This window comes from Bacillus sp. FSL R5-0422, from assembly GCF_038610765.1.
GTDB lineage: Bacteria > Bacillota > Bacilli > Bacillales > Bacillaceae > Bacillus > Bacillus pumilus_O.
Window position 1 is genome coordinate 993,611 of sequence record NZ_CP152014.1, and the last position, 26,622, is coordinate 1,020,232.

Sequence of the window (26,622 nt, forward strand, 5' to 3'; positions counted from 1 at the left end):
TTTTAAGAAGAGATGCTATAAAAGGCATTCATGGAAGGAATTGCTTTCACACAAAGGAGGAAATGCCGAATGACAACGGAAGTAAACGAAACCGTTCAGCTGATTCAAAAGCTCGTATCGATCCCAAGTCCGTCAGGGAATACAGAAAAGGTGATCGGCTTTGTTGAACGCTTTCTACAAGATGTAAATATTGAGACAAAACGAAATCGTAAGGGCGGCTTAATTGCCACTATTAAAGGAACTGATGACAAGGAACACCGCATGCTGACAGCACATGTCGATACGCTCGGTGCGATGGTAAAGGAAATTAAATCAAATGGACGGCTTCGTCTTGCACTCATTGGAGGCTTTCAGTATAACTCAATCGAAGGTGAGTACTGTGAAATTGAAACTGCTTCAGGTCATACATACACAGGTACCATTCTTATGCATCAAACGTCCGTTCATGTCTATGCAGATGCGGGAAAAGCAAAACGTAACCAAGAGAATATGGAAGTTCGTCTTGATGAAAAGGTGCAAAATGCAGACGATGTCAAAGCACTTGGCATTCAAGTAGGGGACTTTATCTCATTTGATCCGAGAGTGGAAGTGACGTCATCAGGTTTTATTAAATCCAGACACCTTGATGACAAGGCAAGTGTAGCGCTTTTGCTGCGACTCATCCATCGCATCCAAAAGGAAAACATCACACTGCCGCATACGACGCACTTCTTAATTTCTAATAATGAAGAGATTGGCTACGGTGGAAACTCCAATATTCCAGAAGAAACGGTGGAATACCTCGCTGTTGATATGGGAGCGATCGGCGATGGTCAATCAACAGATGAATATAGCGTGTCTATTTGTGTGAAGGACTCAAGCGGTCCTTATCATTATGGATTACGCAAGCATTTAGCCGCATTAGCTGAAGAGAACAACATTGATTATCGTCTAGATATTTACCCTTATTACGGCTCTGATGCATCAGCAGCGATTCGAGCAGGGCATGATATCATCCATGGATTGATTGGTCCTGGGATCGATTCCTCGCATGCATTTGAACGAACGCATGAAGATTCTCTTGTCCATACAGCGGATCTTCTTTATCACTACGTGCAATCATCATTAATTACAGCATAAAAAAAGAACCCCATTTATCGGGGTTCTTTCAGCGTGTAGACAAACCCTCGCATTCGTTGTCAGTCCTGCGTGCTGGTGCTCACGAATGTCAAATTCGCTCCGCGCCAGTACTCGTCCTTCCTAGACTGCAAAGGTTTTCTATCGCGCTGAAAAGGAGACAAAGTGCTAAAATCAAGATCATTTTAGCACTTTGTCCACAATCTGAAAGAACCCCATTTATCGGGGTTCTTTTTCATTAGCTTGAAAGCTGTGTTGGTTCAGGTACATCTTGTCCAGTCATCACGCGATGTCCTTTTTCAGGGTCATATTGCCCTTCCCATTTAGACATCACAACTGCTGCAAGTGCATTTCCTGTTAAGTTAACAACTGTACGTGCCATATCCATGATTCGATCTACACCTGCAATAAATGCTAGACCTTCGGCAGGTACACCGATTGTGCCTAATGTGGCAAGTAATACAACAAAGGACGTACCAGGAACGGCAGCCATTCCTTTAGATGTCACCATCAGCACAAGGATAAGTGTGAGCTGCTGGACAATCGTAAGGTCAATGCCGTATACCTGTGCAAGGAAAAGCGCAGCGATCGCTTGATACAAGACGGAGCCGTCCAGGTTAAATGTATAACCGATTGGGATAACGAAAGAAACAATTCCCTTCGGACATCCAATGCGCTCCATTTTATCCATGACTCTTGGTAAAACTGTTTCAGAGCTGGATGTACTAAAGGCAAGAAGCATTTCGTCTTTCATGTAAGCAAGAAATCTGAAAATATTAACGCCAATCATCTTTCCAATAATTCCGAATACAACGATAAGGAAGAGAGCGAGCGCAAAATAAACAAGACCCACAAGCTTACCTAATGAAATAAGAGATTCAAGACCAAATTTTGAGACAGTCACACCAATGAGTGCGAAGACACCAAATGGTGCAGCTTTCATTACAACATTGACGACATGGAACATGGCGTGTGACACACCTTCAAAGAAGGCGAGCACTGGTTTGCCGCGTTCACCAATGGCTGAAACGCCAAGTGCAAATAACACAGTAAAGAAAATAATCGCAAGCAAATCACCTTCCGCCAATGATTGGAAGAAGTTCGTTGGAACGATATGTAGGAACGTATCAGCAATTGATTTGCCGCTTTGTTCTTTTTCCGTTTCAACATACTGGCTAATATCTTGTTTTTCCGTATGACCAAAGTCAACGCCTGCACCAGGTTGAACAAAGTTTGCAAGCACAAGACCAAGAATAATCGCAAATGTTGTGATAATTTCAAAATAAAGAATGGTTCTAAAACCAAGTTTCCCTACCTTTTTACCATCACCGGCACCTGCAACACCTAAAATTAAGCTAGATACGACAATTGGTATCACAATCATCTTAATGAGTCTTAAGAAGAAGTCTCCAATTGGTTTTAAATAAGTCTCAACGCCTGGGTTACCGAAAAAGATTGCCCCAACAACGACACCGAGAATAAGACCGATTAGGATTTGTGTAGCTAATCCAAATTTTAATTTTTTCATAGATTTCCTCCCTAACATATTCATTAAAGGAATATTCCCATTATATTAAGTTTTAATATATGAATTAAAGTATAACTAAAATTAAAGAGTTTCGTCCACGATTAAATTATATTGAGAAAATACAAAATTGTTTGAAAAAATGAACACTTAGAACCTCCATTATTGATTCAAGTCAATAAAAAGTGCCTTCAGAACTAAAACTCATCAGATGAAAATACTAAAAAACCCTTTTGTGACAAGGGTTTTACCTTTTTACCTATTTTTCAGAAAAAATAAAAAAGCACTTTTGACTCCAACTGATGAAGGAGGAAAAAAGTGCTTTTTAATTCAATTTTTTACCTTATTTAAGATAACTTACTTGTGAGCATTCCTCACATTCATTACCGTAACACTCATGTTGTTCCATTAAATCATTTCCACATTTTGTGCATTTTTTTGAGGGCAAATTTCTAAAAAACTCTGTGATTTTTCCTAGCATTTGTCATCCTCCAATACGTTTTGTTGTTATCATTGTATTATAACAGATTAATAATTGTCAATCTGTTTTGTAACAATAGGCAAGAAGAATGCTTTTTCCATGAAAAATGGGTATATTGTAAGATGGGGACTTTTAGAAAAGGAGGGAAAAATGACGATGAAATTAACTGTCATTGGATGCTACGGAGGGTTTCCTGCCGCTGGTGAAGCAACGTCAGGGTATCTTTTTGATTCAGATGGCTTTCGTCTGCTTGTAGACTGCGGAAGCGGTGTTCTTTCCAAACTGCAGCAATACATTGATATAGAAGAACTTGATGCTGTTCTCCTTTCTCATTATCACCACGATCATATTGCAGATATCGGACCACTCCAATATGCGAAGCTAGTGGGATATCATTTAGGAAAAAGCAGCGGTCCGCTTCCGATCTATGGACATACGGGTAATCAAGAAGCATTTGGGCGGATTGCGGATGATGTACATACTAAGGCCAAGGCTTATCAGCCAGAAGAGGGTATTCAAATTGGTCCATTTCAAATCAATTTTTTGAAAACGGTTCATCCAGCAGATTGCTATGCGATGAGAATTCAGGCAAAGGATGCTGTGGTGGTGTATACAGCAGACTCAAGTTATCAGGAGGCATTTGTCCCTTTTAGCAAGGATGCAGATTTACTCATTGCTGAAAGTAACTTCTACGCTGGACAGGACGGATCGAGTGCAGGACATATGAATAGTACAGAGGTTGGCAAGCTTGCAATGGAAGTAAATGTTGGGGAACTGATCATCACCCACCTGCCCCATTTTGGCCGTCATAAAGACCTAGTCAATGAAGCACAGGCGTTATATACTGGCAATATACAGCTTGCCCATTCAGGGCTTAGATGGAACAAGGAAGGAAGATAGAGATGCTGTTTATCGATAACGAACAACATTATGATCCAATGATTAATTTGGCAATTGAAGAATATTGCTTAAAATATTTAGACCCAGAAGAAACGTACTTGCTGTTCTATATTAACCAGCCGTCGATTATCATTGGAAAGAACCAAAATACAATAGAAGAAATCAACACAAAGTATGTGGAAGACAACGGCATCAAAGTTGTCCGCCGCCTGTCCGGTGGTGGCGCAGTTTACCATGACAAAGGAAACTTAAACTTCAGTTTTATCACAAAAGACGATGGGGACAGCTTCCATAATTTTAAAAAGTTCACGGAGCCAGTCATTCAGGCGCTAGAAAAACTAGGCGTCAAAGCTGAATTAAGTGGTAGAAATGACATCATGGCAGATGGTCGGAAAATTTCAGGAAATGCCCAGTTCGCGACAAGAGGACGTATTTTCAGCCATGGTACACTGCTATTTGATTCAGAAATTGAACATGTTGTTTCGGCTTTAAATGTGAAAAAGGAAAAGATTGAATCAAAAGGTATTAAATCCATTAGAAGCAGGGTTGCCAATATTAGTGAATTAATGGATCAAAAAATGACAACAGAAGAATTTAGAAAAATTCTGTTAAGCTACATTTTCGACACAAATGGGGATGTCCCTCAATATCAATTGACTGAGAAAGATTGGGAAAAGATTCACGAGATTTCCCTGGAACGATATCAAAAATGGGAATGGAACTACGGCCGTTCACCGAAATTTAATTTGCAGCATTCTAAGAGATTTTCAGCAGGCTCCATTGATCTTCGATTAGAAGTGAAAAAAGGGATGATCCAGGATTGTAAAATCTTTGGTGATTTCTTTGGTGTAGGGGATATTGCTGATATTGAAAAAAGACTCATTGGGCAGCAATACGATCGCAAAACGATCAGCGACGTATTAGAAGATATGGACATGCGCCACTACTTTGGCAACGTATCAAAAGAGGATTTTCTTGATTTGATTTATTAAGAGAGACAAGCACTGCTAGAGATAGCGGTGCTTTTTTTGATTGAAAGAAATGAAAGCGATTTACATTTGATCTTGTGAATTTTTTCGATTGTCTATTATAATAGAAAGGAGGAATGTTTGGCCATAAAATGAATGGTCATTCATTCATTGATGACATGTAAGGGGTGGGAGAATGGATTTGATCAAAAACCTAGAGCAGACGGCGATGACGAAGGGAGAAGATATCGCGCTGATCTTTGAAGGAAATCAGATGACCTATCGAGAGCTCATGACAAGTATCGAGCGCTTTGCAGATGGTTTAGTGAGCGAAGGGTTTCAAGCTGGGGATCATCTTGCGCTTATTTTAGGAAATTCACCGCATTTTGTCATTTCTTTTTTTGGTGCCTTAAAGGCAGGGCTTGTCGTAGTACCAATCAATCCAACATACACGCCTAGTGAAATTGGGTATATGTTGATTACAGGTGATGTAAAAGGGATTGTTGCCCCTGCACAGCTACTGCCAGTGTACGAGCAGGTGTACGAACAACTTCCGTCTATTGAACGGGTGATTATTTGTGCAGAAAATGAATCTGCGTGCAGATCAAGTTTTAAGGAAGTAGCAGATCAACTTGTCTTCTTTGGAAAGCTTGTGTCTGGTCATGCGAAAGAGAACGTGCATCCATCTATTCATCAGGACGATACGGCAGTTATATTATTTACATCTGGCACGACAGGAAAACCAAAGGGTGCGATGCTGACTCATTTCAACCTGTATTCAAATGCGAGAGATGTTGCTGAGTATCTATCCATTGATGAAAAGGACAAGGTCATTGCTGCATTGCCGATGTTCCACGTATTTTGTTTAACGGTTTGTATGAATGCACCATTGATTCATGGCGCGACCATCTATGTTCTGCCGCATTTCAGCCCATCAGAGCTTTTGCGTATGATGGAAAAAGAGAAACCAACGTTATTTGTTGGTGTTCCGACCATGTATAACTATTTGTACCGCCAGGAAGGGCATGAGGATGCGATGTCCTCTGTGAGGATTTGTATATCAGGCGGTGCCTCAATGCCTGTTGCTTTACTTCACGGTTTTGAGAAAAAATTTGGTGTTACGGTGCTGGAGGGTTACGGATTATCAGAAGCTTCTCCAGTAACTGCATTCAATCCTCTTGATGGAAAAAGAAAACCCGGTTCAGTCGGGACCGACATTATGAATGTGAAGAATAAGATTGTGAATGAACTAGGAGAAGAAGTCGGTCCAAATGAAGTCGGAGAGCTCATAGCAAAAGGACCCAACATTATGAAAGGCTATTATCAAATGCCAGAAGATACTGAAGTTGCACTAAGAGACGGGTGGCTGTACACTGGCGATTTAGCGAGAAGAGATGAAGAAGGATACATTTATATTGTCGATCGGAAAAAGGATATGATTCTTGTTGGCGGTTATAATGTGTATCCAAGAGAAGTAGAAGAAGTGCTTTATCAACATGAAGCTGTAGCAGAAGCTGTTGTCATCGGTGTGCCAGATCAGAACACCGGAGAGGCTGTCGTCTGTTACATTTCCCCTAAGAAACATGCTCACATCGATCAAGAAGACATCATCACACATTGTTCACGCTTTTTAGCGAAATATAAGCAGCCCCAAACGATCCATTTCATAGATGATATTCCAAAGAACACAACAGGTAAAATTTTAAGAAGAGCACTAAAGGAAAAGTATCAAGCAGAGGAAAGTAAATAAGAAAAGGGAGTCTCTTATGAAGAGGCTCCCTTAGTTTGTTGAGGTATATCACGCTGTTAAAAAGACAATGAGATAAAATTTCAGCTCTTTTGAATGGCTTCTTTTAACTGTTTCTGAAAAGATTGAGACTGTTTTTGATTCAGCTCATAATAAGTCCCATCTACTAAAAAAACAACCTGCGAACGGTTTGTCCAAAGCTGAAAGGTGGTGCCGTTTGTTCGGCCGTACATCACCTTGGCGATATAATCTGGTTCTTTTAGATTTTTCTTGAGATGATTACTTGTTTGTTTGCATTTATTTAATTCTTCTATTAAATCTTCTGCTGTGTCCTTATCGTCTATTTCATAAGAAATGGATTCTCTTTTAGATGAAAGGAGTAATTTTTCTGCTCGATTCTCATCAAAGATTTCGCCTGTCCGACTGAATACATAAAAGAAGGTAATAAGTAAAAGTCCAAAGATCACAATTCCTGCAAGGATTTTCTTCATTTCGATCCTCCAACACTCTATTTTATATGTAGCATCTCCGATTTTCGAGTAGCATAATCATTTTTTTCGAGAAAGCTTTTTCAGTTAGGGCATGCTATGATGGAGCCACATGAGACAGGTTCTAAACAAAATACTGGATGATTAGAATAGAGAGAGGGATGGAAAGGAGGCTGACCTGTGCGAGTACGTAAATGGGTAGCTCTTGCAACGGTAGCATACATATTGTACGGTCTTTTTATTTATTCTTATTTGTTTCTATTTGGGGATGCATCGGTTCCTGACAGTGTAAAAGGAACAAGTGCAGATCCGCATACCTTTATGACAAGCCATGAGCTTGTCATCAGCGAGCATTTCTCGAACATACGTAACTTGCTGTTTTTCATGACAATTCCCTTAGATTGGTATGTCTTTTTTCTTCTGCTCATTTCAGGGTTCTCACGAAAATTAGCAGACTGGAGCCTGACAGCAGCTCGCTTCACATTTTTAAGCAAACTTGTATATGTGTTTGTGCTGTCATTTTTGACAATGCTGATTTCATTTCCTATTAAATGGATTGGCTATCAGCTGTCTTTGCACTACGGAGTATCTGCTCAAAGTACGGCAAGCTGGTTGAAAGATCAAATTCTAGATTTCTGGATTCAATATCCGCTTCTTGCCCTATGTGCAATTGTATTCTTTTGGCTTATTCAAAAAAGAAGAAAACGCTGGTGGCTGTATGCTTGGTGTCTGACAGTCCCATTCACACTATTTCTCTTCTTTATACAGCCGGTCGTCATTGATCCGTTATATAATCATTTTTATCCACTAAAGGATCAAGCTCTTGAGAACAAGATCTTAACACTTGCAGACAAAGCTCATATCCCAGCGGATCATGTATATGAGGTCAATATGTCTGAAAAAACGAACACGATGAATGCTTATGTCACAGGGATTGGTGAGAATAAGCGTATTGTGTTATGGGATACGACACTGCAAAAGCTGAAAGATCGCGAAATTTTATTTATCATGGCACATGAAATGGGACATTACGTCATGAAGCATGTCTATATAGGATTAGCAGGATATCTAGTATTGTCGCTTGCGGGATTTTTTGCGATCGACCGTCTCTATTTTTATTTCTATCGTAAGGGAGCAGTTTTATTTCGGCTGAGGGAGCCGCGCGACATCGCTGCTCTTCCGCTTCTTCTCATGATTGTATCAGTGCTTTCATTTACAGCTTCACCTTTTACAAATGCAGTTTCAAGACATCAAGAACGTGCAGCTGATGAGTATGCGATAAACCTGACAAAAGACGGAGAGGCAGGGGTGACGTCTTTTAAAAAGCTTGCAAAATCAGGGCTATCTCAGGTGAATCCACCACTTTTAGTGAAGGTCTTCCGCTACGGGCACCCAACGATGATGGAGAGAATCATGGAGATGGAAGCTGCGGAAAAAGAGGAAACGTCGATGAAGCAATAAATAAAATCCGGCTGCATCAGCCGGATTTTTTTGTTCTTGTTTAGTTAGAAGCCGCTTGAACGTTGATTAACCCTTTTCCGTAATAGAAGGAGTTACCAAGCGGTGTTGCTGTGTTTTCTAAGCGCTGGCGAACCTGAGTAGTTGATAGATTCGGGTACTTAGAAAGAATAAGCGCTGCTGCTCCTGCTACATGAGGAGACGCCATAGATGTTCCAGTATAAGATGTGTATCCACTGCTTGGTACTGTACTTAAAATAGAAGTACCAGGTGCAGAAACATCTAATTCAGGACCTGCGCTGGAAGACGAGTTTCTGACATTACTGCTGTTCACATTAGCAACGGCAATGGTAGAATCATATTTTGCTGGATAGCCAACTGTACTTGTAGAACCAGTAGAACCTGAGTTACCTGCAGCCGCCACAACAACGACTCCGCGGTTATTCGCTGTATCAACGGCATTTTTAAGTGCTGTTGAACCGTTTGGTCCGCCTAAGCTCATGTTGATGACATCCATATTATTGGCTACTGCCCATTCAATACCGCTAATGATCCAGCTATATTGTCCGTCGCCATAGCGGTCTAATACTTTCACAGCATATAGGGAGGCACTTGGAGCGACCCCAAGAACACCAATTGTGTTATCAAGGGCAGCGATCGTTCCGGCTACGTGAGTTCCATGTGATTGAAAGTCTTGGGTGGCATTTGGCTCTGAAGGGACGAAGCTGGCACCGCCTGCAACATTTAAGTCAGGGTGTGCAGCGTGGATGCCAGTATCAAGGACAGCTACTTTGACATTAGCACCTTTATAACCTTGAGCGTGTACAGCTGGAGCTTTGATTTGAGGGATTCCATAAGGGACGGTTTGTGCATATGCTTCTGCTTTGTGGTCTTCTTCTACGTAAGCAATGCTAGGGTCATGTTCAAGTTTTTTCGCGGCTTGTTCTGACATCTTTACTTGTGCGGCATTAATGAGACGATATTGCTTTTCTAGTTTTCCACCATTTTGAGTGACGGCTTGTTTCTTAGAGCTGTTTGTGGTGGCGGAGGCTTTAAAGCCAACAATATAGCTCTTTTCACTATCTGACTTTGAGACCGTCTCGGCATTTGCCATGGAGCCTCCAAAACCTGCTGAAAACAGAAGAGGGACAGCCAATAAAACACTTGTCATCACATTTTTCTTTTTCACGCACAATCCACATCCCTTTTTTCTTATTTCAGAATAATCATCCGTAGTCTATAAGAATGAGACGTTTGATTATTCTGTATATTCAGTTTAAGGGAAGTAGGCAAATAAGAGTAGACCTGAATTTTTGTGAAAGTCCTAGCGAAAATTGGGGAATTAAGTCACTTGGAAATAGTGGTAAAATATGTTTATTCTGCTGTTTCAGCGATTATCTATTAAAAAGGAAGTATGCTATTTTTCTTATGATCCATTATCGGAGAAATATTCGATACCCGAAAAGCCTTAAAATAGGTAGAAACGTCTAGCAGCTATTTCGAATTTCGATATAAAAAAATATTATTTTATCATTGTTTTTGCCATTTAAAAAGAACCTGTTTCTATAACAGGTTCTTTAAGAAGGGGAGGATTGAGTTAAATGGCTGACCACATTGTAATCAAGCACCTTCCATTTACAATCTTTCCATTCCACATAATTTAAGCAAGCATTGACGAGTCTCGTGTTCTCAAGACCCAAATGTTCATCAGCTAAGGTAGTGAGCAAAGCATGGATGGCAGCGCCGTGTGCTACAATCAGGACTTGTTGATTTGGATAGGCTACTCTCACTTTCTCAATGCCTTCTACCATTCGATCTTGAATTGTTTCCAGCGGCTCCATATTTGGATACTGTTTATTTGGAAACAGCTTTTGGCGCTCCTCAAATGACATGCCTTCAGCATCGCCAAAATCACGCTCAATGAAATCGTCCATGATGACAAGTGGCGCATCTATATGTTTTAAAATCAAGTGTGCTGTTTCTTTTGCCCTTGTAAGTGGACTGGAAATGACAACATCCCAATGGGCATCTTTTAAATAAAGGCCCGTTTGTTCAGCCTGCCATTTACCAGTATTATTTAAAGGGATATCTGTTCGTCCTTGAATTCGTTTCGCTGCATTCCAATCTGTTTCTCCGTGTCTGACTAGGCAAATTGTTGTCAATCAAATCCCGCCTTTTCTCTCTTTTCTTCTATTATACTAAAGCAGAAGAAAAAAGACTGGATTAGCGATTTGTGAGATTTGTTAAGGATTCGACTGAGCTGGCAACTTGGGAGACCGTTTGTTTGACTTCCTTCAATTCGTTCAGGAAGGTTTGAAGGTCTATTTCAATTTTTCCATTTTGATTTTTGCTTAAGTTCATGCTGCTGACGATATCATCGAAGAGTGAATTGATTTGTGTCATTTTTTCTTTACTATCTGTCACGAGTAAATTCACGTCCCCAATGTGCTGAGACACAATGGAGATTTGGGAATTGGTATTGTTGACGAGTTCAGACACGGTTGAAACCGTTTTCTTTGTGTCCTCTGATAATTTACGAACCTCATTTGCGACGACAGCAAAGCCTTTTCCGTGTTCACCTGCTCGTGCAGATTCGATTGACGCGTTTAAAGATAATAAATTCGTCTGTTCTGCAATGCCTGTGACAATCCCAAAGATTTGTTCAATCTGTTTGGCGATTTCTTCTAAACGCTTAATTTCTGTTTCAATCTTTGTCATGCTGCCATCAATTTGGTTCATTTGAGTTTGTTGAATCTCTAATTCTTTTTTACCACCGATTGATTTTTCCTCGACTTGTGCTGAAATTTGTGTGCCAGCTTGCGACATATCTGCCATTTCATCAGATTTTGATACAAGCTTGTCCACAGCATTTGTTGTGTTTGAGAAGAGCGAAGCAAGCGAGTTTGATGTTTCTGTGATTTTTGTATGAAGCTCCTGTTGCTGCAGTTCTGCTTCATCACGAATTTTAGAATATTCATTTTGGAATGTATCCAAAACAAGCTGCTGCTCTAAATTTAAAATTTTCGTCGTCGCTTTCACTGCTGTCTGATATTCTTTGAAATCTTGGATATGCTGAGCAAATAAGTCCATAATCGATAGCAGAAGATCCTGGAATGCGGCCATATACCACTTAGGCTGGAGGCCAATCCGCAGATGAACTTGTGCAATTTTAATTCGTTTTGCCACATAGGCTTCATCAACCACACCTGCAAACATTTCACTAATATGGATGCGAAGTGTTTTTTTCAGACGCTCGACAGAACTATTATCTTGAATGATATGCATCAAAGAAGACTCGACTTCTAAATTTTTATAAAATTTATCAACGATATGTGCAATATCTTCCTGAACAATTGAATTGAGCTGATTTAGAATCAATAAGTCATTCTGCGTCAGGTCAATCATTTTGATTTGTTTAGCGATATCCGTATTGTCAGAAAAATTGATACGTTTTATTCCATCATCCTGCTTAGTGAAAAAAGCAGTGTTTTTTCTTTTCGTCTCTTTTTTAAATAACAATGTTTTTGTCCCCCCATAATCATCACAAATTATCAGACTTTATATTATTTATCGGATAATATTGGATTTTTTAAAGGGAATCAGTAAAATTTTACTGTTCTTTATAAGACCTTTTTAGTGGTTTCTTTGCTGGACCTTCTACTACTTCTCCAGTAATGGAGAACCGTGAACCGTGACAAGGACAATCCCAAGTGCGGTCACTATTATTCCATGCGACTTCACAGCCTAGGTGAGTACACGTTGTATCAACAAGAAAGATGTTCCCGTCCTCTGATTTAAAGGCGCCACATTTTTTATGTTCATAAGAAACAATGCCGCCTTCTCCTGGCTTTAAATCATCAATGGTTTGATCGGTTCGTTTTAATTTACCACTGATCAGATTGGCAGCGACATTGCTGTTTTCTTTAACGAAATCTTTGACGAAAGAATCAGAAACAGGTCTTGATGGCGTGAAAATGGATTCGTATGGATTCGATTTTCCTTCAATCAAATCCCCGATAAGAGTAGCTGCGACATGGCTTGTCGTCATGCCCCATTTTCTAAAACCGGTCGCACCAAAGATATTTTGATGGTGTTTGGTTAGGCGGCCAATGTAAGGGATTTGATCCATTGTGACCATATCGTGTGTCGACCAGCGATACAGCACCTCTTCAATTCCAAGGGTAGCGTCTCCAAAACGTTCTAATCCTTCATAGTGAGCCGATTCATCCCCACCTTGTCCAGTTTTATGACCTTCTCCTCCGATAAGCACCACTTCCTCACCATGCCATTCTGCCGTTCTTAAAGAATGAGCAGGCTGATCGATCCCTAAGTACATTCCGTCTGGGAGTGGTTTTGTTGTTTTGGCTGCTACTACATACGATTGCTCTGGGTGAATACGCGTGAAATAAAGTCCTTTTCCATCATAAAAAGGAAAGTGTGAACAGGAGATGATATAGCGGCCTGTCAGATGATGGCCGTCTTTTGTGATGACAGCAGGGCGGTTTCCTTCTTTCACGTCAACAGCAGTCGTCTGTTCATAAATACGTACACCTCGCTCTACAAGCTGGTCAATGAGTGCATTGAGGTAATGAAGGGGATGGAACTGTGCCTGCTGCGTCATTGCTAGGGCAGCCTTGATGTCAGCAGCAAAAGGAAGCGATGTTTTCCATTCCCGATCAATCCCAAGCTGTTTGTAGGCATCTAATTCCTTTTTTAATTTTTTGACACCACTTTCTTCCTTTGTATAGAGGTATGCATCTTTGACTTCTAGCTGACAATCAATGTCGTACTTTTTGACGCGAGCTTGAATCAGCTCTTTTGCATTCTCATTCGCTTCTACATACAACCGGGCTTTGGGCATACCAATTTGCTGGATCAGCTCATGGTAGTACACATCGTGCTGTGAGGTAATCTTAGCTGTCGTATGTCCAGTCGTACCTTGTAGCAGTTGATCAGCATCAATGATGATGACATCCAGCCCGCGTTCTGTCATTTCAAACGCGGTAGCGATACCGGTAATACCGCCGCCAACAATGATGACATCTGCTGTGAGATCCTCATGAACAGCAGGAAAAGAATGCTTTTGACTATCCGCTATCCATAACGATTTTGCCTGTTCCAATCCTTTATGTTCTTGTTCCATATTGTCGCCTCCAGTTAGTCACTTGTTGTGTATAATTTTTCCACAATGAAGAAAATCATACATTCGAAAGGAAACTAGTTCGACATACATAAAAAAATAGCCAACACATAAAAATAAACAAGATAAAAGGAAGGAGTGATCAGACGTGTCAACAAAGCAGCCGAAGAAAACATTGCCGCCTCAGCATCAAAGTGAGCGTCCAGGTCTTGAATATAAAATGAATCCAAGGCCTGTTTTTGATCGAGAGGTGCCGGATAAAAAGTTAGCAGGAAAAACAGCCATAGTGACAGGTGGAGACAGCGGGATTGGAAGAGCGGTGTCGGTTTTATTTGCGAAGGAAGGCGCCAATGTCGCCATTGTTTACTTGAGTGAGCACCGAGATGCAGAGGAAACGAAGGACTATATTGAAAGGGCGGGAGGCCAAGTCATTTTAATTGCAGGTGATTTAGGAGATGAGGCATTTTCGAATGAGGTTGTTAAAAAAACGAAAGATGCTTTCGGTTCCATTGATATTTTGGTGAACAATGCCGGGGAACAGCATCCGCAAAAAGGCATTGAACAGATTACCTCACATCAGCTTCTTCGAACATTTCAAACGAATATTTTTGCCATGTTTTATTTAACAAAAGCGGTACTTCCTCATTTGAAGAAAGGAAGTAGTATCATTAATACCGCATCTGTCACAGCCTATAAAGGGCATGAAACCTTGATCGACTATTCATCTACAAAAGGGGCAGTCGTGACATTTACGAGATCATTATCTTTATCGCTCATTAAACAGGGAATCAGAGTAAATGGGGTAGCACCAGGCCCCATTTGGACACCGCTTATTCCGTCGACCTTTACGGAAAAGGAGGTCTCTGAATTTGGCGGAGATGTTCCAATGGAGCGTCCTGGTGAGCCAGTAGAGCTTGCGCCGAGTTATTTATTTTTAGCGAGCGAAGACTCCTCTTATATAAATGGACAAATGCTTCATGTAAATGGCGGAACCATTTTAAATGGATAAACAAAAAACTTGCGGTAAAGAGACGAGTTGCTGTCTCTTTGCCGCAAGTAAAATCATCATGATTAATGTAAGCAGTGTTCTGCATATTGAGCTGACAGGTCGTTGAATCGCTTTTCATCACGCTGATCCAGTGCCTTATCAATCTCTTCTCTAAGGAAGGTTAAGCGCTGTTTATAAAGCGCCTCATCTAAAACCATTTGAATATAGATGTCTAAAATCGTCACGCCGTTTTCTTCGGTTTTTTGGGTGTTGCGGGACTTCATGAGCTCAGCATACGTTTTTTTCTCTTTCATAAAGAATCCCCCCGATGCCTTTTTTATAGTATATGGATTGGCGAAGAAAAAATCAACAAGAATTTATAATTTTTAGACAATTTATTTTTGAGCGAAATCGACACCTCTTGTCCAATCGACATGATGTGATATATCTGAAAAAAAGGCTTTTCGATAGATCGAATGGACTAAATAATACGATAAAAAAATGATTTTTAATAAATTTTGAAAAAATCCTGTCGTTTCTTATATGTTGGTGATAGATTAATAGTATCTAAAATAACCAAAAATTAACACAGGAGGAAATGAAGTGTCAGGAATTAGTGAAACACCTTTAGATTCATACGTCATTAATCAAGCAACAATGGCGGTCCTTCCGGTTGAAGAAGGAAAAAGAGTATATTCAAAAGTCATAGAAAGAGAGACAAGCTTTTATGTTGAATTAAAACCTCTGCAAATTATTGAACGCAGCTGCCGATTCTTCGGCTCAAGCTATGCAGGCAGAAAAGCGGGAACATATGAAGTAACAGGTATTTCTCACAAGCCTCCCATTGTGATTGACTCATCCAATCATCTGTATTTCTTCCCAACCTATTCATCCAATCGTCCTCAGTGCGGCTGGATCTCCCACAAATACATTCATACCTTCCAGGAATCATCCCTCGGAGACACGGTGGTCATCTTTACAAATGAGCAAACCGTCAAACTTGATGTCTCATATAAATCATTTGAGAGTCAGGTGCACAGAACAGCGTATCTCCGAACAAAATTTCAAGATCGTCTTGATGGTGGTCTTCCTAAAAAACAAGAATTTATGCTGTATCCAAAGGAACAACAGCTCAACCTTGTATACGATTTTATATTAAGGGAGCTACGGAACAGATATTAACGAAAACCAGCGGCAGTACAGCCGCTGGACTCCTTATGTTTCGCATATCGCCTTCCTTTCTCGAAGAAAAAAAGATTGATAATTGTATAATAAATTATATAATTTAAATATAATGTATAAAATTTTATATAATGAATGGCAGAGAAGGGGGATTTGATGATGACTTATGATGAACTAGATACACCGGCGCTATTAATTGATAAACAGGTGATGATGGAGAATCTAATTGCTATGCAGCAATATGCGGACCGTCAGCAAGTCAAACTGCGTCCTCATACGAAAACACATAAGACACCTGGTCTTGCGAAAATGCAGGAAGAGATGGGCGCATCTGGCTTAACCGTAGCGAAAGTAGGGGAAGCGGAAGTAATGGCAGCGCATGGGCTGACAGATATCTTTATTGCCAATCAAATTGTAGGTGAGACAAAGCTGAAGCGAATTCGAAAGCTGGCAGAGTCGATACACATTTCATTTGGAATAGATTGTGTAGAGCATGTGCATCAAATTGAAGATGTCTTTCGTGGAGCAGAGAAAAAAGCAGAGGTTTTAATTGAGATAGAGGTTGGAGAAGAGAGGTCTGGTGTCATTGAAGAGAGTGATTTCCGTCAAATCTTGCAGGCGATAAAGACATGTGACTTCGTTCATTTAAAGGGGATTTTTTCTCATGATGGTCATACTTACAAGGCGGAAAGCAAAGCGCATTGTCAGACATTATATGAAGACGCTGTGAATCGAACGCTTCGATTTGCACAGATTGCAACAGAAGCAGGCATGATGCTAGACGTAGTGAGCATAGGATCAACACCGCCGTTTTTATTTCAATTTGATATTCCAAAGGGAGTGACCGAAATTCGCCCTGGCACTTACATCTTCATGGATGCCTCTCAGTCCAATGTGATCGGCACTTTTTCACATTGCGCAGCAACAGTGCTGACGACAGTAATTAGTAAGCCAACAAAGACTCGTGTCATTACAGATGTTGGAGCCAAAGGGCTCACGGCTCAAACCCGTACAAAAGGGCTGACACAAACAAAAGGACTAGGCAAGGTAAAAGACTATGAAGATGTATTTGTTTCCAGTGTATTTGATGAGCATGCCATCATTTATCACGAAGGTTTCCGTCAGACTGTCCAGATCGGTGAGAAGGTTCAAATCATTCCAAATCATATTTGTCCCGCTGTCAATCTTCATGAAAAGGCTTATCTCATCCAAGGTGATGAAGTAGTTGAAGAGCTTGATATTGCTTGTAAAGGTAAACTTCAATAAACCAACAGGACAAGGCGACTTCGTTTGCTATCATCATGATGATACGAAAACATTCACCATGAACATGAATTTGTTGAAACTAAATCTATATATCCAGTCGTCTAAAGAGTGTATTGGTAGACTTGCCCTCCAAATGACAGGGAAATGTGGATCCTTAGACGTATTTTCAAGCAATTCCTCATAAATCACAGAAGTGACACGAGCCGTCTGTTACAATAAAAGAAATCATTTCTTGCAAAGTGTTCGTATGTGGTAAAGGATCCTCCTATTTTGACCGATATGAACGAATGGGAATAAGAAATGGAGGCTCTGTATGAAAAAACAATCGCAATTGCTGCTACTATTCACCTTGATAGTGACCTTACTAGCAGCCTGTCAGCAAGCAGGTCAATCGCCTTCAAAACAAGACACTAAAGAAGCTGAGTATGAACAATGGGTTCAGCGTTATATGGATGAGTTAAATGAAGCTTATGAGAACATGACCGACCAATTTATTTCAGATGGACAGGGAAAGATCCAAGCAAATAAAAAACTGAAAAAGGCGACGAAAGCCTTTGATCGTGTGATTCAAAAGGGGCTTACTCATCAAGAAGTTCCAGCCGCTTATCAAAAGGCGGATAAACAATTAAAGACAGGTCTTCATTCATTTGAAAAAGGAATTAGTCAGGTGGAGCAGCTATTAAAGCGTCCAGATCAAGAAAAGCTGTTTATTTCCGCTACACATCATCTGCAAGATGGATTGCAGAGGACAGCTGCATTCATTGAAGAAGTAGGCCGCATTCAGCAATCAACGTAAAAAAGCTTGGAAGGCGGACTTCCAATCTTTTTACATATAAAGTATTTGCTTTAAGCGGCGCACACCTTCTTGGATCATGTCTTCATCCGTACAGGCGAAGCCTAGTAGTAATCCTTTTCGATTGCTCTCAAAACAATAAGGACTTAATGGATAAATGCCAATACCTGCTGCTTTTGCTGCCTCAATACTGCCTTTTTCGTCAAAGTCTGGTGCACCTTCTAAAAAGACATGAAGACCTGTATCTGTTCCATAAATATGAAAGTGCTTGTCAAATTGATGTGTTAAAAGGGCATCCATCATGGTAGCCTGTCTTTTTTTATATAGCTGTCTCATTCGCCTGACATATCGCGTGAATTCTCCTTCTCTGAAAAAAGAGGCGAGTGTGATCTGTTCCATAATGGGCAGCTGTCTTTGAATGAGTGATTGCAAGGAAGCGATTTCTTTTATGACGGCTTTGGAGCCGATTATGGCAGCAAGGCGGATGCCGGGTGCCAGCACTTTGGAGAAGCTTAAGATATAAATCACATGGCCTGCTGCTTCTGAAAATAAGGAAGGAAGCGGTCCGCCATGATAACGATAATCTCCATCAAAATCATCCTCTAGTATATAAGACTGATGACTGACAGCAAATTTTAGCAGTTGCTGCCTTCTGCTCACGCTCATACATACACCGGTTGGACGCTGATGGGAGGGCGTCACCGCAATCAGCTTTGTTCTTCGTGGTAATGTATCCACCATAATCCCTTCTTCATCGACAGGCGCGGGATAAATGTTCATTTCACGATGCATAAATGAAAGTCTTGCTCCAGGAAAGCCTGGATCTTCAACAGCTACTGTATCGCCTTTTTTAAGCAATACCTGTGAAATCAAATCAATGGCTTGCTGCGTACCTCCTGTTAACACGATTTGATCCTCTTCTACATCGATGCCGCGTTCTACAGATAAGTATTGGCGTATTTCTGAACGTACTTCCCATAAACCATGCGGGGAGGAATAGCCCCAATCTTTCATCTCTAATCGCTGTAAAGCTTTCATAAGCGAGCGTTTCCATATGTTTTGGAAATGTTCGTCGATGGCTGGTTCCTGATGACGAAAATCAATATCAAGCTTCTCATGAAATTGATTGGCCGACAGCCAGTGGTTCATTTGTTTCTCTGCCTCTTGAAAGTGTGGTCTTACCGGAAGAGGAAAAGGTGGCTCACCTTGATGGGGAGCGGAGGCCGCATAGTGGTCACTCGAAATGACCCTCGTACCGCCTCTTCTAGATGTGCTGACATATCCTCTTGCCAGCAGTTCATCATAAGCAAGCTGTATTGTGGATCTTGATACATTGAGCTCCTGTGCTAATACGCGTGTCGGTGTTAACTGATCATGAGGATTCAGTTTTTTGGAATGAATTTGTTGAATGATCCCAGTCACGATTTGCTGCCAAAGCGGGGTCGTACTTGAGCGGTCTAAATAAATATACATCAGGCACCTTCTCTCATTGTCACATATAACATGATGATGACATGGAAATATGGAGTGGTCAATAGTATCATTTTTGGATGTGGGAAGTAAGCCAAAAGGTGTGTACACTGTTCTCATATGCTTATGACTAGAGGAGAGAGTGAAATGATTCCTGCATCTAAAGAAGAAACCGAACACCTATCCATCATTCCATTTATATTCGTTTTATTTGGTCTTTTTATGATTACAACCGCAGTGAATCTGCAGGTGCCCCTTTATACGTTGTATGCCGAACAAGCAGGGTACGGAAAAGCGGCGACAGCCCTTGTATTTGCTGCATATGTCTTCGGACTGATTCCAGTCTTGCTTTTTCTTGGCGGAATATCTGACCGGGCTGGACGCAAACCGGTTTTATTGGTCGCACTTGGTTTTTCGTTGTGTGCTACCTTATTGATGATCGTACATCCTACCATTCAGATGCTCTTTTTGGCGCGGCTGCTGCAAGGGGTGGGGCTTGGCCTGAGTGTTGGCACATGCACCGCTTATTTGATTGCTTTATATCCAGAAAAATCAAGCTGGATTCCAACTTTTATTGCGCTATGCAGTTCGGTTGGCTTTGGGGGCGGTGCTCTTTTTACAGCACTTCTTTCTTTTGAGCATGTGTCGCTTGCGCCGCTTAGCTATTGGATTGTGCTGGGCTTTTTAATCCTAACGATCGTGGGTGTCTTCTTTTTCGTTCCGCCTGTACAAGGAGATACAGGTAAACCGATGATGAACATGCCAACATTTCCAAAAGGAACCATGCCAGTGAATGCAGCGATTGCTGTCGCATGGTCGGTGTGCGGTCTTGTGATTTCAGTTTTGCCAGCACAGCTTAAATTGAATGGATATGAATTATGGGTAGGGCCGGCACTATTTTTGATTAATATGGCAGGTGTCCTGATGCAGCCTTTTGTTCGCAAAATGAATAGTACAGCCGCCCTCCTTACCGGGTTTATCTGCCTTCCATGCGGATATGGCCTCTTGCTATTTGGAGCAAATAGCGGGTCCATCTTTCTTGTGCTTGCCGGAACGATGATTGCGGGTACTGCCTGCTATGGATTCACTTATTTAGGTGGTCTGCAGCTTATTGTCGAGCGGGGTAAAAAGGAGGCAGCTAGAGCTGTCGCAGGTTTTTATTTGTTTGCCTACTTAGGTCTGGGACTTCCAAGTGTTTTCGTCGGGCTTTTCGCTGATCTGTACGGAACCCAGATGGTGTTAACCGTCTTTTTCTTGGTCGTTTTGGCAGCTTGTCTCATCCTTTTGACGTCAAGTGTCAGACAGAAACAAAAGTGAAGAAGTCTTGCTTTCTCTTTTTTCTTCCATTCGTTTAAAATAAAGGCAGGAGAGGGGAAGATGACATGAAAAAAGTGCAGCTGGATGGCTCATTATGCAGATCGCAAGAAGAGCTTCATGACCAACTAAAAGCAGTTTTACACCTTCCTGACTATTACGGGAAAAATCTTGATGCTCTATGGGACTGTTTGACAGGAGAAGTAAATCTGCCAGTAGAGCTGACATGGGTGAATTTTGACACGAGTAAGGACGCTCTTGGAGAGTATGCTGAAAGCGTAAAGCAATTATTTAAAGAAGCAGAAGAGGAATTAAAGGGACAATTCCAAGTGAGTATTCAATAACGTTGAAAAAGCAGCCGCTGCCGCAGGCTGTTTTTTTATGAATTTCTGTCTTTCCCATTCTGGTATTGAATATTTCACTAAATGTGATAATATATGAACTGTCGTTTAATTGATAATGATAATCATTTGTAGCGGAAAGAGTTTGATAGAAAGTGAGAAACTAGGATGAAGTTGTATCAATTAAGTTTATTATTTGTATGTTTGGCATGTGTATCACTGTTTGTTGGTGTACAGGATGTGTCCATTTTACAGCTGTTTCATTTAACAGATGAACAAGTGCATACGTTAGTTTCAAGTCGCATCCCGCGTCTCATGAGTATTGTGCTTGCTGGCATGAGCCTTAGTTTATGCGGCTTTATCATGCAAAGCATGACGAGGAATAAATTTGTTTCCCCCACCACTGCAGGAACGATGGATTGGGCGAAGCTTGGTATTTTAGTCGCAATGCTTGTTTTTACGAATGCGAGCCCGCTCATGAAAATGGGAATCGCGTTTCTATTTACTTTAGCTGGGAACCTTCTATTCTTAAAAATTTTGCGTCATATTAAGGTGAACGATACGATCTATGTACCGTTAGTCGGCTTAATGTTTGGCGGGATTGTCAGTTCAATATCTACGTTTATAGCCTATAAATATGATCTGATCCAAAACGTATCCGCATGGCTTCAAGGGGATTTTTCTCTTATTGTTCAGGGACGTTATGAACTGCTCTATCTGAGTGTTCCACTATTGATCATTGCGTATTTATATGCTGACCGCTTTACAGTAGCAGGTATGGGCGAGAGCTTTGCTGTTAACTTAGGTTTAACGTATAAACGTGTGATGGCGGTTGGTTTGGTGATTGTTTCGATGATTACATCTGTCACCATATTAACTGTTGGAATGCTGCCATTCCTAGGCTTAATCATTCCGAATATTGTATCGATCTACCGCGGTGATCACTTGAAAAAGAGCCTTCCGCATACAGCCTTACTAGGAGCCATTTTTGTTCTAATTTGTGATGTGCTCGGAAGGGTGATCATTTATCCATATGAAATTTCAGTTGGGCTTATGGTCGGCATCATCGGGAGTGCGATCTTCCTGTACATGTTATTAAGGAGGAAACGCTTTGCATAAGAAACGGACATTATACCTGATTGCAGCCATTGCAGCAGTGCTGATCGTGATTTTCATTACCTATCAAATGGGGTACTGGCCGTACACAGTACCAAGTCGATTAAAGAAAGTGCTGGCGATGACATTGACAGGAGGCGCGATTGCCTTTTCATCTGTTGTCTTCCAAACCTTGACCAACAATCGAATCTTAACGCCGAGCATACTAGGTTTAGATGCACTTTACTTGTTTTTGCAAACAGCGATTATTTATCTATTTGGTTCGACCAATTTCATGATCGTCAATAAAAACCTGAATTTTTTCCTTTGTGTTGGGCTGATGATTCTATTTTCTGTCCTGCTATATACAGTCATGTTCAAACGCAAAAATAAGCACATTTTCTTGCTTCTGCTTGTCGGAATTGTGTTTGGGACATTGTTCAAAAGCCTTTCTTCTTTTATGGAAATGCTAATTGATCCAAATGAATATCAGGTCGTACAAGACAAATCCTTTGCGAGCTTTAATCACATGAACACAGATATCTTACTCATTGCTTCTATTTTATTTGCGGCGCTGTGCCTTTACATTTGGACATTCCGCTCCAAATTAGATGTCATGTCACTTGGGAAAGAGCATGCGGTGAATCTAGGGATTGACTATGACAGCATCACAAAAAAGATGCTGATCGTGATTGCTGTCCTTGTGTCTATCGCAACAGCACTTGTCGGACCGATTACGTTCCTCGGCTTACTCGTCGTAAATGTTGCACGAGAGCTTTTTCGGACATACCGGCATACATACTTGCTACTTGGCTCTTTTTTCATCAGTGTGATTGCCCTTGTAGGCGGAGAGTTTCTTGTAGAAAAGGTATTTACTTTTCAAACGCCGCTTAGTGTATTAATTGATTTAGTCGGCGGACTGTATTTTATTTATTTACTGTTAAAGGAGAGTCGTTCATGGTCTTGATGAAGGGCGTCAGTAAGGCGTATAACGGAAAAACAGTGCTTCACGACACAACAATCAGTGTGAAAAAAGGACAGCTGACCTCTCTCATTGGTCCGAATGGTGCGGGAAAAAGCACACTTTTATCCATCATGAGCCGCCTGATTCAGCCAGACTCAGGTGCAGCTTATTTAGAAGACAAGCCATATAGCGCGTACCCACCACAGGAACTAGCGAAAAAGATGAGCATTTTAAAGCAGGCCAATCATATGAGTGTGCGTCTGACCGTTCGGGAGCTTGTCAGCTTTGGCCGTTTTCCTTACTCACAGGGCCATTTGACAAAAGAGGATGAGAAAATGATCGATGTGTCCCTTCAGTACATGAAGCTAATCAATATCCAGCATCAATATGTTGATGAACTGAGCGGCGGACAAAGACAAAGAGCCTTTATTGCAATGGTGCTGGCGCAGGATACAGATTATATTTTCTTAGATGAGCCTTTAAACAATTTGGATATGAACCATTCTGTCGAGATGATGAAGCTCTTTCAGCAGCTCGTCAAAGATCTTGGGAAAACCATTGTTGTAGTGCTCCATGATATTAACTTTGCTTCTGTGTATTCCGATCATATCGTCGCTTTAAAAGATGGAAAGGTCATCACAGAAGGCGGAGTGGATGAAGTGATTCAAACAGAAGCACTTGAACAAATTTATGACATGCGTATACCGATTGAAGTCATTCGCGGTGAGCGCATTTGCTTATATTTTTCTTAAAAAAATGAAGAGGTGATGACATATGAAAAAATGGATTTGGATGATGACTGTGTTAACCGCAATCGTCGTACTCGCTGCTTGCGGGCACCAAGGGAAAACAGAAGGAACAAAAGAGGAAACCGTCACGGTAAAAGATATGCTCAATAAAGATGGTGTGAAGGTTAAGAAAAACCCGAAAAAAGTAGTCGTGTTTGATATGGGAAGTCTTGATACGCTAGACAAACTAGGTGTGAACGTGACAGCTCTACCGAAACAAGTCGTACCTAAATATTTATCGAAATATGAAGGGGACAAATATGAAAATGTCGGTGGATTAAAAGAGCCGAACTTTGAAAAAATTGCAGAAATCAAGCCGGATCTAATCATTATCCAGCATCGTCAAGCAGATGCATTCGATGAATTTTCCGAAATTGCCCCGACGATTTATATGGATGTAGACAATGCCAACTACATGGAATCATTTAAAAAGAATGCTACGACATTAGGCAAAATTTTTGATAAAGAAGACAAAGTCAAAGAAGAGCTTGCAGCTATTGATCAAAAAGTGGATGCTTTAAAGAAACAAGCAAAAGAAATAAAGAAAAATGGGCTGGTGATCATGGCGAACGACAGCAAAATGACAGCCTTTGGTCCTAAGTCAAGATACGGTCTTATCCACGATGTGTTTGGGATCATACCAGCAGATCAAAAGCTTGAGCCATCTGATAAACACGGTCAAAGCATTTCGTATGAATACATGGTCAAAACGAACCCAGATTATCTATTTGTCGTTGATCGAGGCGCAGCGATCGGAGAAGAAACTTCTGCGAAACAGCTTGTTGAAAATGATTATGTGAAATCAGTCAAAGCGGTCAAAAACAACCATGTAGTGTATTTGAACTCTGACATGTGGTATTTATCTGGCGGTGGCCTTGAATCATTGACTGCCATGATTGATGAAGTAAAACAAGGGATTGACCAAAAATAATGGACGAAAAGCTGCTCATCTTGAGCGGCTTTTTTATTGTGGATTCATAAAAATATGTTGCATGCAGGAAACTTTCATCAAAATATGTTATAGTGGAATCTACATTGATAGACTAAGATAGAGTGAGGGTTCGGAAAGGATGAAGGAAAAAACGAGATCAAAAACAAGATCCAAAAGAAGGCTGAGACCTTGGGTGAAAGCTGTGCTGTTTATCATGGCTTTTGTCATGGTGATGGCAGTATCCGTCACAGGATATGCTTACTATAAAATTTCAAAAGCGTCGGATAAGGCGCAAGTGTCATTAGAAAGAGGAGAGACCTCGCAAAAGCGTGTGAAAGCTTTTGATCCAGGAAAGGACAGCTTCTCGGTGCTCTTGCTCGGAATTGACAGTCGTCCAGGTGAAACGGTAGACGAAGCAAGAAGTGATGCGGTCTTACTGGCGGCGGTGAACCGAACAGAGAAAACGATAAAGCTCCTTAGTATTCCTCGTGATTCTTATGTTGATATACCGGGAAGAGGATATGATAAAATCGCCCACGCCCATGCATTTGGGAGTGCAGATTTGTCAGTCAAAACGGTCGAAAATTTGTTGAATATCCCTGTAGACTATGTGATTTCAGGGAACTTTAAGGCGTTTCAAGACATTGTAGATGAGCTAAACGGAATTGACGTAACGATAAAAGATGAAGGTATCGCAAAACAAATGGAAAAGGATTCAAAAGGGAAGGTTCATGTGCAAACAGGAACTCATACGTTAAATGGTGAAGAAGCATTAGCCTTTGTAAGAACAAGAAAGGCAGACAGTGACCTTATGCGCGGGAAGCGCCAAATGGAAGCACTTCAAGCCATCTTTGAAAAATCTAAATCCATTTCTTCGATCCCATCCTATGACAACATCATTGATACACTTGGTGATAATGTTTCAACCAATTTGTCCATGAAGCAGTTTATCGGCCTTTTCCCGTTATTGAGCTCATTGAAATCAGTGGATACCATTCAGCTAAAGGGCCATGATTATCAGCCTGGGAATGTGTATTACTTTGAGTTAGATGGCGCTGGATTAGAAGAAGTGAGAACAGAGCTGAGAGAACAGCTTGAATTATCATAAAAAAGCATTAGCCTGCCGCTGTGGCAGGCTTTTTGTTTTGAATGGAGAAGCGCGACAATGAAGCCAATTCAATTCGCTTGATGAAGAAAATAACGAGTCAGCAGTTCCTCTACCCGGTGACGTATACGTGGATTAAAGTATTTATGTTTTTCTTCATAGCCATCCATGATAAATAGATACGTTGTAAATCCTTCATCGTGTTCAATTTGCTGCACCTTCATTTTTTCTTTACGTAAATGCTGCTTTAGTTCATAAAGTGCCTTTTGTGCTTCCTTTAAGACAGAGGTCACTAGCTGAATGTATGGTTCATTTAGTTTAAATGTTTGATGTTGTTTTAAGTGAGTCAAATCACGATTGAGGATGGAGACGACCATTGGAAGAAAGATGGCCTGTTCCATCATTTGAAGCTGTATTCTTGATAGTCTCGTCATGTCCAAGCCTGCTTTCTCTCTTGATAGAACACATGTTCTTATTTATTATATCGAATGGATCTAATAATCTCAAGGGGAGGGATTCATTTGTATATTTTTATGTTTTCCATGTAAAATGAAAAGTAGAC

26 protein-coding genes are annotated in these 26,622 nt (G+C 40.9%); 16 read left to right on the plus strand and 10 right to left on the minus strand.

Annotated features, from left to right (window positions below; genetic code table 11):
* Positions 1-69 precede the first annotated feature (69 nt).
* Complete coding sequence (locus MKX52_RS04910) at positions 70-1,119, plus strand: M42 family metallopeptidase (protein WP_217016516.1); 1,050 nt, start codon at positions 70-72, stop codon at positions 1,117-1,119.
* A 235-nt stretch (positions 1,120-1,354) separates the two neighbouring features.
* Here the strand turns inward: MKX52_RS04910 and MKX52_RS04915 are convergent, their stop codons facing one another.
* Positions 1,355-2,644 (minus strand): cation:dicarboxylase symporter family transporter, encoded by a 1,290-nt coding sequence (locus MKX52_RS04915; protein ID WP_012009468.1) that lies wholly within the window; start codon positions 2,642-2,644, stop codon positions 1,355-1,357.
* Between the two features lie 340 nt (positions 2,645-2,984).
* On the minus strand, positions 2,985-3,122 hold the full coding sequence (gene yhfH / locus MKX52_RS04920) for a protein YhfH (RefSeq protein WP_008359029.1): 138 nt from the start codon (positions 3,120-3,122) through the stop codon (positions 2,985-2,987).
* Positions 3,123-3,278: 156 nt separating this feature from the next.
* Between yhfH and MKX52_RS04925 the strand changes: the two genes are divergently transcribed.
* From MKX52_RS04925 to MKX52_RS04935, 3 genes are all read left to right on the plus strand, one after another.
* Positions 3,279-4,022, plus strand: a complete 744-nt coding sequence (locus MKX52_RS04925; protein ID WP_342491869.1) for an MBL fold metallo-hydrolase — start codon at positions 3,279-3,281, stop codon at positions 4,020-4,022.
* 2 nt (positions 4,023-4,024) lie between these two features.
* On the plus strand, positions 4,025-5,014 hold the full coding sequence (locus MKX52_RS04930; RefSeq protein WP_342491587.1) for a lipoate--protein ligase: 990 nt from the start codon (positions 4,025-4,027) through the stop codon (positions 5,012-5,014).
* Positions 5,015-5,186: 172 nt separating this feature from the next.
* Entirely contained in the window at positions 5,187-6,740 is a 1,554-nt protein-coding gene (locus tag MKX52_RS04935) for a fatty acid--CoA ligase family protein (protein WP_342491588.1), read from the plus strand.
* 80 nt (positions 6,741-6,820) lie between these two features.
* Here MKX52_RS04935 and MKX52_RS04940 read toward each other — a convergent pair whose 3' ends face one another.
* The gene (locus MKX52_RS04940; protein WP_342491589.1) at positions 6,821-7,228 is read right to left on the minus strand and encodes a sporulation protein; all 408 of its coding nucleotides are present in this window, start codon (positions 7,226-7,228) and stop codon (positions 6,821-6,823) included.
* 177 nt (positions 7,229-7,405) lie between these two features.
* Between MKX52_RS04940 and MKX52_RS04945 the strand changes: the two genes are divergently transcribed.
* A complete protein-coding gene (locus tag MKX52_RS04945; protein WP_342491590.1) occupies positions 7,406-8,686 on the plus strand; it encodes a M48 family metallopeptidase in 1,281 nt (426 codons plus the stop codon).
* Between the two features lie 40 nt (positions 8,687-8,726).
* On the opposite strand, the gene MKX52_RS04950 is transcribed toward MKX52_RS04945, so the two are convergent.
* The 4 genes from MKX52_RS04950 to MKX52_RS04965 all read right to left on the minus strand — a co-directional run bounded on the left by MKX52_RS04950 (position 8,727) and on the right by MKX52_RS04965 (position 13,826).
* On the minus strand, positions 8,727-9,872 hold the full coding sequence (locus MKX52_RS04950) for a S8 family peptidase (RefSeq protein WP_012009474.1): 1,146 nt from the start codon (positions 9,870-9,872) through the stop codon (positions 8,727-8,729).
* 388 nt (positions 9,873-10,260) lie between these two features.
* Entirely contained in the window at positions 10,261-10,845 is a 585-nt protein-coding gene (locus MKX52_RS04955; RefSeq protein ID WP_151021779.1) for a histidine phosphatase family protein, read from the minus strand.
* Positions 10,846-10,906: 61 nt separating this feature from the next.
* Entirely contained in the window at positions 10,907-12,202 is a 1,296-nt protein-coding gene (locus MKX52_RS04960) for a globin-coupled sensor protein (protein WP_012009476.1), read from the minus strand.
* A gap of 91 nt (positions 12,203-12,293) precedes the next feature.
* Positions 12,294-13,826: an FAD-dependent oxidoreductase gene (locus MKX52_RS04965; RefSeq protein WP_342491591.1), complete on the minus strand. Its 1,533-nt coding sequence runs from the start codon at positions 13,824-13,826 to the stop codon at positions 12,294-12,296.
* 145 nt (positions 13,827-13,971) lie between these two features.
* Here MKX52_RS04965 and MKX52_RS04970 point away from each other — a divergent pair, with 145 nt between their 5' ends.
* Positions 13,972-14,832 (plus strand): SDR family oxidoreductase, encoded by an 861-nt coding sequence (locus tag MKX52_RS04970; protein WP_151021781.1) that lies wholly within the window; start codon positions 13,972-13,974, stop codon positions 14,830-14,832.
* A 62-nt stretch (positions 14,833-14,894) separates the two neighbouring features.
* On the opposite strand, the gene MKX52_RS04975 is transcribed toward MKX52_RS04970, so the two are convergent.
* Positions 14,895-15,125 (minus strand): IDEAL domain-containing protein, encoded by a 231-nt coding sequence (locus tag MKX52_RS04975; RefSeq protein WP_003210924.1) that lies wholly within the window; start codon positions 15,123-15,125, stop codon positions 14,895-14,897.
* Positions 15,126-15,414: 289 nt separating this feature from the next.
* On the opposite strand from MKX52_RS04975, the gene MKX52_RS04980 reads away from it, so the two are divergent.
* The 3 genes from MKX52_RS04980 to MKX52_RS04990 all read left to right on the plus strand — a co-directional run bounded on the left by MKX52_RS04980 (position 15,415) and on the right by MKX52_RS04990 (position 18,055).
* The gene (locus MKX52_RS04980; protein ID WP_012009479.1) at positions 15,415-15,993 is read left to right on the plus strand and encodes a competence protein ComK; all 579 of its coding nucleotides are present in this window, start codon (positions 15,415-15,417) and stop codon (positions 15,991-15,993) included.
* A gap of 159 nt (positions 15,994-16,152) precedes the next feature.
* On the plus strand, positions 16,153-17,259 hold the full coding sequence (locus MKX52_RS04985) for a D-TA family PLP-dependent enzyme (protein WP_342491870.1): 1,107 nt from the start codon (positions 16,153-16,155) through the stop codon (positions 17,257-17,259).
* 313 nt (positions 17,260-17,572) lie between these two features.
* On the plus strand, positions 17,573-18,055 hold the full coding sequence (locus MKX52_RS04990; RefSeq protein WP_144503572.1) for a hypothetical protein: 483 nt from the start codon (positions 17,573-17,575) through the stop codon (positions 18,053-18,055).
* 30 nt (positions 18,056-18,085) lie between these two features.
* Here the strand turns inward: MKX52_RS04990 and MKX52_RS04995 are convergent, their stop codons facing one another.
* Positions 18,086-19,525, minus strand: a complete 1,440-nt coding sequence (locus MKX52_RS04995; RefSeq protein WP_342491592.1) for a PLP-dependent aminotransferase family protein — start codon at positions 19,523-19,525, stop codon at positions 18,086-18,088.
* 144 nt (positions 19,526-19,669) lie between these two features.
* Between MKX52_RS04995 and MKX52_RS05000 the strand changes: the two genes are divergently transcribed.
* The 7 genes from MKX52_RS05000 (at position 19,670) to MKX52_RS05030 (ending at position 26,063) form a co-directional block, all read left to right on the plus strand.
* Complete coding sequence (locus MKX52_RS05000) at positions 19,670-20,839, plus strand: MFS transporter (protein ID WP_342491593.1); 1,170 nt, start codon at positions 19,670-19,672, stop codon at positions 20,837-20,839.
* Positions 20,840-20,904: 65 nt separating this feature from the next.
* Complete coding sequence (locus tag MKX52_RS05005) at positions 20,905-21,180, plus strand: barstar family protein (RefSeq protein WP_119124656.1); 276 nt, start codon at positions 20,905-20,907, stop codon at positions 21,178-21,180.
* 165 nt (positions 21,181-21,345) lie between these two features.
* Positions 21,346-22,296, plus strand: a complete 951-nt coding sequence (locus MKX52_RS05010) for an ABC transporter permease (protein WP_251184144.1) — start codon at positions 21,346-21,348, stop codon at positions 22,294-22,296.
* Positions 22,289-23,239: an iron chelate uptake ABC transporter family permease subunit gene (locus tag MKX52_RS05015; protein ID WP_119124658.1), complete on the plus strand. Its 951-nt coding sequence runs from the start codon at positions 22,289-22,291 to the stop codon at positions 23,237-23,239. Before MKX52_RS05010 ends, MKX52_RS05015 begins: the two co-directional genes overlap by 8 nt.
* On the plus strand, positions 23,230-23,988 hold the full coding sequence (locus MKX52_RS05020; RefSeq protein ID WP_342491594.1) for an ATP-binding cassette domain-containing protein: 759 nt from the start codon (positions 23,230-23,232) through the stop codon (positions 23,986-23,988). Before MKX52_RS05015 ends, MKX52_RS05020 begins: the two co-directional genes overlap by 10 nt.
* A 22-nt stretch (positions 23,989-24,010) precedes the next feature.
* On the plus strand, positions 24,011-24,955 hold the full coding sequence (locus MKX52_RS05025; protein WP_342491595.1) for a siderophore ABC transporter substrate-binding protein: 945 nt from the start codon (positions 24,011-24,013) through the stop codon (positions 24,953-24,955).
* A gap of 139 nt (positions 24,956-25,094) precedes the next feature.
* The gene (locus MKX52_RS05030) at positions 25,095-26,063 is read left to right on the plus strand and encodes an LCP family protein (protein ID WP_012009489.1); all 969 of its coding nucleotides are present in this window, start codon (positions 25,095-25,097) and stop codon (positions 26,061-26,063) included.
* A 68-nt stretch (positions 26,064-26,131) separates the two neighbouring features.
* Here the strand turns inward: MKX52_RS05030 and MKX52_RS05035 are convergent, their stop codons facing one another.
* Positions 26,132-26,494, minus strand: a complete 363-nt coding sequence (locus MKX52_RS05035; RefSeq protein ID WP_041815357.1) for a hypothetical protein — start codon at positions 26,492-26,494, stop codon at positions 26,132-26,134.
* Positions 26,495-26,622: the final 128 nt, after the last annotated feature.